This window comes from Demequina mangrovi (assembly GCF_000759715.1).
GTDB lineage: Bacteria > Actinomycetota > Actinomycetes > Actinomycetales > Demequinaceae > Demequina > Demequina mangrovi.
On record NZ_BBLU01000016.1, the window covers coordinates 1 to 12,070 of the forward strand.

A 12,070-nucleotide genomic window follows, 5' to 3' on the forward strand; every position below is an offset into this window, starting at 1 on the left:
TCTGGGGCGTGCCGTCCGCCCTGCTCGGGCTCTCGCCGGAACCCGGCCGCGGCGTGGCCGTGACCTCCTCGGGCGCGGCCGAGTGCCGCATCGGCCCGGCGACGCCGACGCCGTGCCGCGTGCTCGTGCGGCCGCTCGTCTGCCCGCCCGACCTCGATGCCCCGGCGGTCGGTGTCATCGGCGACGACGCCGCGCCCTGGCGCCCCGGACCGGGTTCCCTGCTCGTGGTCGCCGCCCCTGGCACCGATCCGGCGCCCGCGCTCCACGCGCTCGCGCGCGCGAGAACAGAGGTCACGGTCTCTGCTCGCGTCGACCCGGCGGCCGCGACCGTCGTCATCGTCGATCCCACGCCCGCGCGGCTGCGCGAGCTCGGGGTGGACGCCCCGCCCGGCGTCGCCGAGCCCCTGCCCCCGGTCGGCCGCGTCGCGGTGCTCCACGGGCGCGAGCTCAGCGCGGCGCAGCTGCGGCTCGATGCGAAGGCGTGAGCGTCAGGAGGCCTCGGGAGCGCGCAGCGCGTCCCGGCCGCCGATGAACGCGGCGATCCCGACGCCCACGCCCGCAGCCGCGAGCGCCCAGCCGTACCAGGAGTGAACCGAGTCGTGCTCGACCCCGGTGAGGTTGATCCCCGCGAGAGTGAGCAGCGCCTGCCATGTCAGCGCGGCCGAGACGGACCAGCGCGCCCCATGGTCGAAGGCGCGCGCGACCGCGCCGAGCCCGAGCGCGACGAACCCGAAGAACAGCGCCAGGCCGACCGCGAACGCCGGCTCCGGCAGCCCGGTCGCGTGGATGCCGTACGCTACGGCGTAGACGGCGAGCGCCAGCGCCTCGGCACCGATGCCGAGAGCCGCCGCACGGCGCCACGGTCGTGCTGCGAGGCCGTCTGCCTGGGACCTCTGCCCCTGGCGCGCCCCCTCCGCGCGGCCCTCGTCGGGGCCTCTCACGGAACCCACAGAAATCACCTCTTGAAACATTCTCGTTACTTGTGCGAATCTTAAGGAAGTCTAAACGCGACGGTGCGACGAAACCCCTGAACCCCTCGGTCACCGTCGCGCCCTCCTTCCCCCCGCTACCCCCCAAGGAGACCCCATGGATTGGCGCAGCAGCGCAGCATGCCTCGAAGTCGACGACCCCGAGCTCTTCTTCCCGGTCGGCAACACCGGCCCCGCCCTCAGCCAGATCGAGAAGGCCAAGGCCGTCTGCGGTCGTTGCACGGTGCGCGACACCTGCCTGCAGTGGGCGATGGAGCACAACCAGGACTCCGGTGTCTGGGGCGGTCTGTCCGAGGACGAGCGCCGCTCGCTCAAGCGCCGCGCCGCCCGCGCCCGTCGCGCCGCGAAGTAGTCGTCGGCGGCATCGCCGCCACCTGTGAGAGCCCCGCCCGGCACAGCCGCGGCGGGGCTTTCCGCTTCCCCGGGGCTCCCGTCAGAGCCGCGGGTGCGAGTCAGAGCCGCGGATCGGAGGCGCGCTCCTCGACGTTGCCGCGGAGGTCGACCACCGAGCCGGTGTCCGTGCCGCGCCACTCGATGGTGCCGCGCAGCTCGTTCTGGACCAGCGTGCGCACGATCTGCGAGCCGAGGCCCGACGGATCGCCCTCGATCCCGACGCCGTCGTCCGCGATGCTCACGTGGAGCGAACGACCGTCGCGCGTCGCGGTCACCGTGATGGTGCCCTGCGCGCGCCCCTCGAAGCCGTGCTCGACGGCGTTGGTCACCAGCTCGGTGACGACGAGCGCGAGCGACGATGCGTACTGCGCGGGGATGAGCCCGAACTCCCCGGTGTTGACGATGCGCACCTGCGTGTCAGGCGACGCCACGTCCGCGGCCATGCGGATCGAGCGCGACACCAGCTCGTCGAAGTTCACCAGCTCGTCGAGCGTGCCCGAGAGCGTCTCGTGCACCAGCGCGATGGTCGCGACGCGGCGCATGGCCTCGGCGAGCGCCTCCTTGGCCTCGGGCGCCTCGACGCGCCGCGACTGGAGGCGCAGCAGCGCGGCCACCGTCTGCAGGTTGTTCTTGACGCGGTGGTGGATCTCGCGGATGGTCGCGTCCTTGGTCACCAGCTCGCGCTCGCGCCGACGCACGTCCGAGACGTCGCGGCACAGCAGCACGGCGCCCACGCGCGCGCCGTGCTCGGTGACGGGGATCGCGCGCAGCGACAGCACCGCGCCGTTCGCCTCGAGATCGGTGCGCCACGCCGCGCGGCCGGCGACGACCATCGCGAGGGTCTCGTCCACCACGCCCTGGTCCTCGAGCAGCTCGCTCGTGACGCGCGGCAGCGACTTGTTCATGAGCGAGCCGTGGACGCCCAGGCGGTGGAAGCACGAGAGCGCGTTGGGCGAGGCGTAGGTGACGTGGCCCACGGCGTCGAGCCGCAGCACGCCGTCGCCCACACGGGGCGCACCGCGACGCGGGCCGGTGATCGTGGTGTGCATGGGGAACTCGCCGCGCGTCACCATCCGCAGCAGGTCGTCGGCCGCGCCCTTGTAGTTGAGCTCGAGCCGGCTCGAGGACCGCGACACGGCCTGCGAGACCTCGCGCGTCACCACGGCGATCGGGCGGCCGTTCATCACCACCGGCAGCGCGTCCTCGCGGACGGCGTAGGTCTCGTCCCACCGCGGCTCGCGCGAGCCGATGATGCCGCCCTCCTCGAGCGCGCGCCGCAGATGCGCCACGCGACCGCTGGGCGCGTGCGTGCCCACCACATCGTCCAGATGCACGGTGGGACCGGTCGACGGGCGGCACTGCGCGACCGCGACGAAGCCCTCGCCGTCCTCGCGCCACATGACGAGGTCGGCGAACGAGAGGTCCGCGATGATCTGCCAGTCGGCGACGAGCAGCGCGAGCTGCTCGGCCTCGGCATCGGAGATGGGGCCGTACTCCTCGATGGTGTCGCGCAAGGTTGCCACGGGTACAAGCCTAGGGCCGCGCCGAGGTCGCGCTAGCCTGAGCCCAGGGGGTTCCACCGGTGAAGATCACTCATACGCACCGCTTCAGCGCAGGTGTCGACGATGTCTGGACGATGCTGACGTCCCAGGAGTTCGGCCACGCGCGCGCCGAGGCCATGGGAACCGAGGCGCACGACGTCGACGTCGACGCCCGCGAGGACGGCTCGCGCGCGGTCACGCTGCGCGCCGACGTCCCCGCCTCGTCCATCCCGTCGGAGGCGCGAGGCCTCGTCGGACGCGACCTCGCCGTCACCTACACCGAGGTGTGGGAGCCGCCCACGGGCGACGACCGCGTGGGCACCTTCGCCGTCGAGATCGCCGGCGCTCCCGGCCACGTCTCCGGCGCGATCGGCCTCACCCCCGACGGCGCGGCCACCGAGCTCCTCGCGACGGGCGACGTGACCGCGCATGTGCCGCTGTTCGGCGCGATGATCGAGCGCGCCGTCGCCGGCGCGGTGCAGAAGGCGCTCACCGCGCAGCTCGAGTCCGCCGACGCGTGGCTCGCGAGGTGACGCGGGCCGCTCAGCTGGGCCTCGTGCTCGTCGGCGGCGCCGTGGGAGGCGCGCTGCGCATCGGCCTCACGGAGGCGATGCCCGAGAGCTCGGGACCGGTCCCGTGGGATCTGCTGCTCATCAACGTGGTCGGCTCCCTCGCGCTCGCGTGGGCCGTGGCGCGCACGCAGGCGCACGGCCCGTGGGCGCTGTTCCCTGCCATCGGTCCGGGCCTCCTGGGCGGCTTCACCACGTTCTCGTCGATCGCATGCCTCGAGTGGTCGGCCGACGCCCCGCTCGACGTCGCCGCCGGCGTGCTGCTCGCGACCATGGCCGCCGCGGTGGCCGCCGCGTGGCTGGGCTGGTGGCTGGGCGACCGGCCCCCGACGCCTCTCGACGAGGCCGCGGTGTTCGCGGAGGAGAACGAGTGAGCGCGTGGACGTACCTCGCCGCGATGCTCGGCTGCGGCGTGGGCGCGTGCGTGAGGTTCTCCCTCGGCTGGCTCGACCGCCGCAAGGCCTTCCCGTGGCCGACCGTGCTCGCGAACGTGCTCGGCTCCGCTCTGCTGGGCGGCGTGCTCGCGGCGGGCGACGGCGCGCTGCTGTCCCCCGCGTGGAGCTTCGTGCTCGGGACCGGCGTCGCGGGCGGGCTGTCGACGTTCTCCTCGCTGGCGGTGGACGTGGTGGTGCTGGCGAAGGACGGCAGACGCGGCGCGGTGATGGGCTACGTCGCCTCGACCTTCGCGCTGGGGCTCGCGGCCGCAGCGGCGGGCTACCTCGTGGTCGAGGCGCTCGCGTAACTCCCTGCGCCGCTCAGCGACGCGCGACGATGCGGCCGAGCATCAGCACGCCGAGCAGCGCGGCGGCGGCGCCGACCGCGGCGAGCGGCAGCGACGCCATGAGCGCGACGCAGGCGACGAGCCCGAGCGCCGACAGCGCGCGCGGCATCCGCCAGCCCGCGACGTGTCCCGCGCCCGCCGCACGATGCGCCGCGGCGTTCGCCACCGCGTAGTAGAGCAGCACGGCGAACGAGGACATCGCGATCGCGAACGGCAGCCCGCCCGCCCACACGAGCACGATCGCCGCGAGGCACGCGGCGCCCTCCGCGAGCGCGGGGACCTCGCGCGCGTTGAGCCGCGCGAGCGCGCGCGGCAGGTCGCCCTCGCGGGCCATCGCCATCGCGGTCCGGCCCACGCCCGCGGTGAGCGCCAGCAGCGAGCCGGCCGCCGCCGCGACGGCCGCCGCGGTGACGACGGCGCCGGGCAGCCACGTCCCGTCGACCGCGTCGGCGACGGGGGCGGTCGCATCGGCCAGATCGGCACCGAGCGCACGCGGGAGCACCACCGCGAGCGCGACGTAGAGCGCCGCGGCGATCCCGAGCGCGAGCCCGATCGCGCGCGGGATGGTGCGCGACGGTTCCCGCACCTCCTCGCCCAGCGTCGCGATGCGGGCGTAGCCGGCGAACGCGAAGAACACGAGGGCGGCGGCCTGCGCGAGTCCCCGCGCCTCGTCCCACGCGGTGCTCCACCCGAACGTCGCCGTGGCGGAGCCCTCGGCGCCGGTCGCCGCGAACAGCGCCGCGACGAGCACGCCGATCACGAGCGACGCGATCACGACCGACGCGGCGGCGGTGCGGGTGATGCCGCGCGAGTTGAGCAGCCACGAGGCGACCACGGCCGCGGTCGCGACCGCCGGCGCGTGGTCGGGGACGAGGTAGCCCCCGACCGCGAGCGCGATCGCCGCGATCGAGGCGGTCTTCCCCACCACGAAGCCGATCCCGGCGACGAAGCCCGGCCACGGACCGAGCTCGGCGCGGCCGAACGAGTAGGCGCCGCCGGCCACCGGATGGACCGCGGCGAGCTGCGCGGTGGACCCGGCGTTGAGGGCCGCGACCACGCCGGCGAGGAGCACGGCCCACACGAGCAGGCCGCCCGCGGCCTCGGCGGCCGGCCCCCACACCACGAAGACGCCGGCGCCGAGCATCGAGCCGGCGCCGATCGCGGTGGCTCCGACGACCCCGACGCGGCGCTCCATGGTCAGCGCGCCCGGCGCGAGGCGGGCTCGGGCACGGGCGCGGCATCGCCGACGGGGGCCGCGTCGACCGGGGCCGCGCGGTCATGCCGCTCGTCGTGACCGGCCTCCGACTCGGCGACGGCGAGCGCGGCGCCCCGCGGGCGGCCCGCGCGGACCCAGGCGACGTAGAGGCCGCCGGCGACCAGCGCCGTCGCCGCGAGCGAGCCGAGCGCGGCCGGACGCATGAGGTTGGCGACGAGCGTGAACCCGACCGCGACCGCCGCCACGAGGTTGAGCGCGACCCACGCCGGACGCCGGTCCTGATGCGAGAAGCGCGCCATCGCGAGCAGGCCGATGAGGAAGCTCACGAACACGGACACGGCGTAGAAGAGCACGAGGCGCTGGTCCCGCGCGCCCGCGAGCGTCACCACCGCGGCGGACGCGGCGAGGAACACCCCGACGCCGACCATCGGCACGTGGTGGGCGTTGGTACGCCCGAGGATCGCGGGCAGCACGCCGTGGCGCGACCGCCCGTCCTCGGAGCGCGCGAGCGCCTTGAGCAGTCCGGGACCGGCCTGGAACGAGGACGATGCGGCGGACAGCAGCAGCAGCGCCGTGGTCGCCTGGAAGGCCGCGAAGAGCGCGTGACCGTCGGCCGCGCGGGCGAGCTCGGCGACGAGCGTCGTGTCCTCGTGCGGCACCGCGATGCCGAGGCGGACCACCGCGACCGTGATCGCGAGCGTGAGCGTGCCGACGATGCCCAGCGTGAGCCACAGGGCCCAGCGTCCGAAGCTGCGCCGGCCCGCATCGTCGAGCTGGGCGAGCTGCGCGATCGCGGAGGACGGCGCCTCGATGCCCGTCGCGAGCGCCATCGCCACCGGGAACGCGAGCGCGACGGCGAGCGGCGCGCCGTGCGTGAGGCCCACGAAGGGCTCGGGCTCGACCGCCGGCATACCCGGGACGGGCAGCAGCACCGCGACCGCCACGACGATGAAGACGACCGTGAGCAGCGCGAACACCGCGCGGCCGAGGTGACCGAACCACATGAGCCCCGCGACCACCACGAGCAGCGCGAGGGCGAGCGCGAGGCGGTACGGCGCGAGCGACGGGACGTAGCTGATGATCGCGGACGAGCCGGCGGACACCGAGATCGAGATGGTGAGCACGAAGTCGACCACGAGCGCGCCCATCGGGACGAACGCGAAGCCCTCCCCGAACGCCCCGCCCGCCGCGGCGGCGGAGCCACCGCCCTCGGGGTAGCGCGCGACCAGCTGGTGGTAGCTCGCGACCACGAGGCCGACGACCACGATCACGGCCGCCATCGCGGGCAGCAGCAGCGCGAGGTTGCCGTCGAGCGCGCGCAGCGCCGCCTCGATCGCGTAGGCGACGGAGGACACGGGGTCCGCCATGACGGAGAAGGCGAAGGCGAGCAGCAGCGCGGTGCGGCCGTGGAGCCAGCCGGAGCGGACAGGGATGGCGTGGGACACGCGGCATCCTCCCTGGATTCAGTGGATCGGCAGGTGCGGTCCGGGGGCGCTGGTCATGCTAGACCCGCGGGCGACGCCGCCGGTCCGTTCACGTCGGCGCGCCCTCCCAGGCGTCGAAGGCCTCGCGCGCCAGCGCACGACCGAGGTCGATCATCTCGCTCGCGCGGTGGAAGTCGAGCACCCCGCACGAGTCCGCAGGCACGTCGACCATGACGTCCGGCGGGTAGCCGGCGAGGCGGTAGCGCTGAACCGTGTTCTGGAGCGTCTGGAGCGAGCGGTCGATGACGTCGAGCGTGCTGATCTCGGGAGGCTCGCCCGTCGCATCGGCGACCTGCTCCGCCGCGCCCATCTGCAGGGCCTCGGCCAGCGCATCGTCCTCCGCGTCGCCGCGCGCACGGAGCCGCTGCGTGATCATGCTGAGCAGGCGCGGCTCCGCCACGTGGACGGCGGGAAGGCGCAGGCGCGGCATGCGCATGAGCGGGACGCCCGGCTCCGCGGGAGGCAGCGGCGCATTGTCGGGGCGCGCGTTGCCCGCGAGGTTGACCGCGACCGTGGCGTCGGCGCGCACCGAGGCGAGCGGCACCACGGGCACAGGGTTGAGGATCCCGCCGTCCGCGAGCAGGCGCCCATCGCGCCGCACGGGCGTGATGACCATGGGGATCGCGATCGAGGCCCGGATCGCGTCGACCAGCGGCCCCTCGGTGAACCACACCTCGGACTGCGCGAGCAGATCGGTGGCGACCGCGGTGAAGGGGACCGGCAGGTCCTCGATGCGCCGGCCGTCGAGGATCTCGTCGATGCGCCGCATCACGCGGTCCGCGCGGATCGCCCCGGCGCCCTTGAAGGCCGGGTCCATCATCCGCAGCACGTCGCGCCGGGTGAGCGACTCGGCCCACGCGCGGTACTCGGCGAGCCCGCCGGCGGCGTGGAGCCCGCCCACGAGCGCACCCATCGAGGTGCCGGCGATGCCCGCGATCTCCCAGCCGCGCGCCTCGACCTCGTCGATGACGCCGATGTGGGCGTAGCCGCGCGCTCCACCGCTGCCGAGCGAGAGCGCGATGCGCGGACGGGGCGTGGGCGTGGGCACCCGCTCAGGCTACCTGGCGGTTCGCCCCCGACCCAGGGCCCGGCGAGATCCGGGGAGGGCGACGGGCGAGGTGCCGTCGCGCACGACGGCGGGACCTATGGTTCCATCGAAGGCGGCGACAGGCCTTAGGGTTTTGTCGAACGTTCACATTCGATGTCCGCCGCAAGCGGGCACCCGACGCAAGGAGTAGGTGCCGATGACGACACCGGAGCAGATCGACGTGGCCGCAGCGATCGCGGCCGGCCACACGTCCCTGGGCATCGAGCTCGGCTCGACCCGCATCAAGGCCTGCCTCATCGGCCCCGACCACGAGGTCATCGCCACCGGCAGCCACGCCTGGGAGAACCAGTTCGTGGACCGCCTGTGGACCTACTCGGTCGAGGCGATCTGGGAGGGCGTGCAGGCCTCCGTCGCGGACCTGCTGTCCGAGGTCGAGAAGGCGCACGGCGTGCGCCCGACGTCCTTCGGCGGTCTCGGCATCTCGGCGATGATGCACGGCTACCTCGCGTTCGACGAGGCCGGCGAGCTGCTCGTGCCGTTCCGCACGTGGCGCAACACCAACACCGAGCGCGCCGCGGCGGAGCTCACCGAGGTGCTCGGCTTCAACTTCCCGCTGCGGTGGTCGGCCTCGCACCTCTACCAGGCGATCCTCGACGAGGAGCCGCACGTCAAGGACGTCGCGTTCTTCACCACGCTCGCCGGCTACGTCCACTGGAAGCTCACGGGCCGCAAGGTCCTCGGCGTGGGCGACGCCTCGGGCATGTTCCCGATCGACCCCGCGATCCGTGACTACGACGCCGCGATGCTCGCGCGCTTCCAGGGTCTCGTCTCGGCGCGCCAGCCCGGCCTCGACGTCACCGCGCTGCTGCCCGAGGTGCTCGTGGCCGGCGCGAACGCGGGCACGCTGACCGCCGAGGGCGCCGCGCTGCTCGACCCGACCGGCACCGTCCAGGCGGGCGCCGTCGTCGCGCCGCCCGAGGGCGACGCCGGCACCGGCATGATCGCCACCAACGCGGTCGCGCCCCGCACGGGCAACATCTCAGCCGGCACGTCGATCTTCGCGATGGTCGTGCTCGAGAAGCCGCTGACAAGCGTCCACGAGGAGCTCGACATCGTCACCACGCCCGCGGGCGACCTGGTCGCGATGGTCCACTGCAACAACGGCGCCTCGGAGCTGGGCACCTGGGCGGGCGTGTTCACCGAGTTCGCGGCCGCGATGGGCCTCGAGGGCGGCGCGGACGAGGTGTTCGCCACGCTGTTCTCCGCCGCGCTCGAGGGCGAGGCCGACGGCGGCGGCCTGCTCGCGTACAACTACCTCTCCGGCGAGCCGATCACGGGCCTGGCCGAGGGCCGCCCGCTCTTCGTCCGCACCCCCGGCTCGCGCCTCAACCTCGCGAACTTCATGCGCACCCAGCTCTACGGCGCCTTCGGCACCCTGAGCCTCGGCATGAAGGTCCTCCACGACGAGGGCGTCCAGCTCGACTCGATGTTCGCGCACGGCGGCATGTTCCGCACCGCGGGCGTCGCGCAGCGCCTCCTCGCGGCCGCGATCGACGCGCCCGTCACCGTGGGCGACACCGCCTCCGAGGGCGGCGCGTGGGGCATCGCGGTGCTCGCGGAGTACCTGCGCAAGGGCGCCTCGGTCCCGCTGGACGCGTATCTGAACGAGTCCGTGTTCGCCGGCGCGGCTCTCGACGTCGCGCAGCCCGACGCGGACGATGTCGCGGGCTACACCGCGTGGCTCGAGCAGTACGAGGCGGGCCTCGCCATCGAGCGTGCCGCCACCGAGGCGATCCACTAACCGCCTCTCCCCCTTCGCATGCGCCCTGGCGGGACATGACGGCAGGATCCGACCTGGATCCGCCTCTCATGTCCCGCCAGGGCGCTTCTGCGTGCACTAAGCGCGAGGCCAGCGGCCGCCCTCAGCGCGCGGTCACCTCGGCAGCGAACTCCAGGCCCGCATCGATGATCGGACGCACGTCCACGCCGTCAAAGCCGTGGTCGGCGCCTGGCACGAGCGTGAGGCGCACGTCCCCACCCGCCGCCTCGAGCGCATCGGCCAGCAGCTCGCTCTGCTCCGCCGGCACCAGCAGGTCCGCGGTGCCGTGGACCAGCAGCATCGGCGGCGCGGCGGCGCTGACCCAGGTCACCGGGCTCGCCGCGGCGGCCTCCTCCCGGCGTTCGCGCACCGGCCCGCCGAGCAGCAGGTCCACCACGGAGTCCTCGTCGTCCTCGTGCAGCGCGGGCGCCTCGTCAGGCACGCGGAGCTCGGAGGGGGCGAACCACACGACGGCACCGGCGACCGGTGCGCGCACGTCATCGGACCACCCGGACTCCGGCACCGAGGTGAGAGCGGCGAGCGCCGCGAGGTGCCCGCCCGCGGACTCGCCCCAGACCACGATGGCGTCCCGGTCGATCCCGAGCTCCTCGGCGTGGCGGTGGACCCACGCCACCGCCGCCTTGACGTCCTCGATCTGCGCGGGGAACGGCGCCTCGCCGGCGCGGCGGTACTCGACCATCGCCAGGGCGAACCCGGCGTCCATGACCCTCGCGCGCATCCCGGCGTCCTCGAGGAACGGCCAGTCCTGCTTCGCCGAGCCGACCACCCAGCCTCCGCCGTGGATCCACATGATCACCGGCAGGGTCTCGCCCTGGCGGTCCGCGGCCCGGAAGACGTCGAGCGTGACCGGGCGGAAGCCGACCACGTCGTTCACCACGGCGTCGAGCCTCTCCTCGACCCCGTCCACGATCCGTGCCCGCGGCACCGGGCCCGAGGGGTACGGCGGGGCGGCGGGTGCGGTGGTCGGGGCGTGCGGCTGCTCCGCGGTGGTCATGGATCCTCCTCGTCGACGGTCCACGGCCATGATGGCACCGCACGCGTCGCGCACCCGGCCCCAAAGTCCCCGACGACTGCGATCTGCGAGGCGCTGAGCGCCCGGAACCGTCGATTCTGGACACCGACGACCTCATGTGGAGCGGTTCCGGAAGTTCAGGACGGCTACCCGGAGATACGAAGAAGGCCCGGACCAGATGGTCCGGGCCTTCTTCGATTCGTAGCGGGGACAGGATTTGAACCTGCGACCTCCGGGTTATGAGCCCGGCGAGCTACCGAACTGCTCCACCCCGCGTCGGCCTGATAACTCTAGCGGACGCGCGGCATAGTTCCAAATCGCCCCCCGGTGACTAGGGTCGGAGCCATGAGCGACAACGATCCGTTCCTCAGCAAGCCCGACGAGCAGGGCCCGACCGAGCCGCCGCGCTACCACCCCGCATCCGGCATGAACCCAGGGCAGTCGCATGCGCCCGTCCCCGGGATGATCCCCGGAGCCGCCGCCCCGCCGCCCTCCTACCCCATGGGATCGCAGATCCCGCCGTCGCCCGTCGCGGCCGGGCTCGACAAGCCCTCGGGCCTCGGCACCGCCCTCATCGTCGTGACCGGCCTCAGCGCCGTCATCGGCCTCGCGGTCGCCGCCACGGCGCAGGAGACGCTCGACGGGATCCGCGAGTTCCTCGAGACCGAGGACCCGACCGCGATCACGGGCTCCCCGCTCGCCAACCTCTCCTTCCCGCTGCTGCTCGCGACGTACGTGCTCTACGGGATCTGGATGAACCGCATGCGGCGCAACCGCCAGGCCCTCGGCACCCGTCCGGGGCTGCCCGGCGTCGAATGGTGGGGCTGGTTCATCCCGCTCGCCAACGCGGTGCTGGTGCCGCTCGGCGCACGCAAGGTGGCCGGGCGCACCTCCTCGCTCGCGATGCTCCTCGGCTGGTGGCTGACCTACCTCGCCGCCGGAGCCGTGAGCGGGCTCGGCGCCTTCGCGCTGGTGATGAGCATCGACATCGAGACGATGACCATCACGGACAACGCCGCGTTCGACTCCTACGCGCAGAGCGCATGGGTCGCCGCGATCCTCACGGTCGTCTCGTGGGCCTTCCTCTTCGGCTTCGTGCGCTCCGCCACCGAGCGCCACCTCGACCCGCAGGGCTGACCCCCTCCCCCCGAACAGCAGCGAGGGGCCGGACCACGATGGTCCGGCCCCTCGCGTCGT

At 73.9% G+C, this 12,070-nt stretch carries 13 protein-coding genes and 1 tRNA gene; 7 read left to right on the forward strand and 7 right to left on the reverse strand.

What is annotated here, in order from left to right:
- A partial coding sequence (locus TR42_RS15060) for a hypothetical protein (RefSeq protein ID WP_042216180.1) occupies nucleotides 1-485 on the forward strand: 485 nt, incomplete at its 5' end.
- 3 nt (nucleotides 486-488) lie between these two features.
- Here the strand turns inward: TR42_RS15060 and TR42_RS11940 are convergent.
- Nucleotides 489-950: a hypothetical protein gene (locus TR42_RS11940; RefSeq protein ID WP_143058911.1), complete on the reverse strand. Its 462-nt coding sequence runs from the start codon at nucleotides 948-950 to the stop codon at nucleotides 489-491.
- Between the two features lie 136 nt (nucleotides 951-1,086).
- Here TR42_RS11940 and TR42_RS11945 point away from each other — a divergent pair, with 136 nt between their 5' ends.
- Complete coding sequence (locus tag TR42_RS11945; protein WP_042216184.1) at nucleotides 1,087-1,341, forward strand: WhiB family transcriptional regulator; 255 nt, start codon at nucleotides 1,087-1,089, stop codon at nucleotides 1,339-1,341.
- 100 nt (nucleotides 1,342-1,441) lie between these two features.
- Here the strand turns inward: TR42_RS11945 and TR42_RS11950 are convergent, their stop codons facing one another.
- Complete coding sequence (locus TR42_RS11950; RefSeq protein WP_042216186.1) at nucleotides 1,442-2,905, reverse strand: sensor histidine kinase; 1,464 nt, start codon at nucleotides 2,903-2,905, stop codon at nucleotides 1,442-1,444.
- A gap of 59 nt (nucleotides 2,906-2,964) precedes the next feature.
- Here TR42_RS11950 and TR42_RS11955 point away from each other — a divergent pair, with 59 nt between their 5' ends.
- Genes TR42_RS11955 through TR42_RS11965 form a run of 3 tightly spaced genes read left to right on the forward strand, consistent with a single transcriptional unit; the run spans nucleotide 2,965 to nucleotide 4,234 of the window.
- Nucleotides 2,965-3,456, forward strand: a complete 492-nt coding sequence (locus tag TR42_RS11955; RefSeq protein ID WP_042216187.1) for a DUF2505 domain-containing protein — start codon at nucleotides 2,965-2,967, stop codon at nucleotides 3,454-3,456.
- Nucleotides 3,453-3,866 (forward strand): FluC/FEX family fluoride channel, encoded by a 414-nt coding sequence (locus TR42_RS11960; protein ID WP_161786644.1) that lies wholly within the window; start codon nucleotides 3,453-3,455, stop codon nucleotides 3,864-3,866. Before TR42_RS11955 ends, TR42_RS11960 begins: the two co-directional genes overlap by 4 nt.
- Nucleotides 3,863-4,234 carry a fluoride efflux transporter FluC gene (locus TR42_RS11965; protein ID WP_052406060.1) on the forward strand — a complete coding sequence of 124 codons (372 nt, stop codon included), beginning with the start codon at nucleotides 3,863-3,865 and terminating at the stop codon, nucleotides 4,232-4,234. Before TR42_RS11960 ends, TR42_RS11965 begins: the two co-directional genes overlap by 4 nt.
- A gap of 13 nt (nucleotides 4,235-4,247) precedes the next feature.
- Here the strand turns inward: TR42_RS11965 and TR42_RS11970 are convergent, their stop codons facing one another.
- The 3 genes from TR42_RS11970 to TR42_RS11980 all read right to left on the reverse strand — a co-directional run bounded on the left by TR42_RS11970 (nucleotide 4,248) and on the right by TR42_RS11980 (nucleotide 8,021).
- Nucleotides 4,248-5,468, reverse strand: coding sequence for an APC family permease (locus TR42_RS11970; RefSeq protein ID WP_042216189.1), 1,221 nt, complete (start codon nucleotides 5,466-5,468; stop codon nucleotides 4,248-4,250).
- 2 nt (nucleotides 5,469-5,470) lie between these two features.
- Entirely contained in the window at nucleotides 5,471-6,934 is a 1,464-nt protein-coding gene (locus TR42_RS11975; RefSeq protein WP_074789220.1) for an amino acid permease, read from the reverse strand.
- Between the two features lie 88 nt (nucleotides 6,935-7,022).
- The gene (locus TR42_RS11980) at nucleotides 7,023-8,021 is read right to left on the reverse strand and encodes a patatin-like phospholipase family protein (protein WP_042216192.1); all 999 of its coding nucleotides are present in this window, start codon (nucleotides 8,019-8,021) and stop codon (nucleotides 7,023-7,025) included.
- A gap of 196 nt (nucleotides 8,022-8,217) precedes the next feature.
- Between TR42_RS11980 and TR42_RS11985 the strand changes: the two genes are divergently transcribed.
- Complete coding sequence (locus tag TR42_RS11985) at nucleotides 8,218-9,822, forward strand: xylulokinase (RefSeq protein ID WP_042216194.1); 1,605 nt, start codon at nucleotides 8,218-8,220, stop codon at nucleotides 9,820-9,822.
- A gap of 121 nt (nucleotides 9,823-9,943) precedes the next feature.
- On the opposite strand, the gene TR42_RS11990 is transcribed toward TR42_RS11985, so the two are convergent.
- On the reverse strand, nucleotides 9,944-10,855 hold the full coding sequence (locus TR42_RS11990; protein WP_081953372.1) for an alpha/beta hydrolase: 912 nt from the start codon (nucleotides 10,853-10,855) through the stop codon (nucleotides 9,944-9,946).
- Between the two features lie 220 nt (nucleotides 10,856-11,075).
- Nucleotides 11,076-11,149: transfer RNA gene (locus TR42_RS11995), tRNA-Met, on the reverse strand.
- Between the two features lie 69 nt (nucleotides 11,150-11,218).
- Between TR42_RS11995 and TR42_RS12000 the strand changes: the two genes are divergently transcribed.
- Complete coding sequence (locus TR42_RS12000; RefSeq protein ID WP_042216196.1) at nucleotides 11,219-12,010, forward strand: hypothetical protein; 792 nt, start codon at nucleotides 11,219-11,221, stop codon at nucleotides 12,008-12,010.
- The last annotated feature ends 60 nt before the right edge of the window (nucleotides 12,011-12,070 follow it).

Bases quoted from the DNA above. Each gene is read 5' to 3' on its own strand.
- TR42_RS11945 (WP_042216184.1), top strand. From the start codon at position 1,087: ATGGATTGGCGCAGCAGCGCAGCATGCCTCGAAGTCGACGACCCCGAG.
- TR42_RS11970 (WP_042216189.1), bottom strand. From the start codon at position 5,468: ATGGAGCGCCGCGTCGGGGTCGTCGGAGCCACCGCGATCGGCGCCGGC.
- TR42_RS11985 (WP_042216194.1), top strand. From the start codon at position 8,218: ATGACGACACCGGAGCAGATCGACGTGGCCGCAGCGATCGCGGCCGGC.
- TR42_RS11990 (WP_081953372.1), bottom strand. From the start codon at position 10,855: ATGACCACCGCGGAGCAGCCGCACGCCCCGACCACCGCACCCGCCGCC.
- TR42_RS12000 (WP_042216196.1), top strand. From the start codon at position 11,219: ATGAGCGACAACGATCCGTTCCTCAGCAAGCCCGACGAGCAGGGCCCG.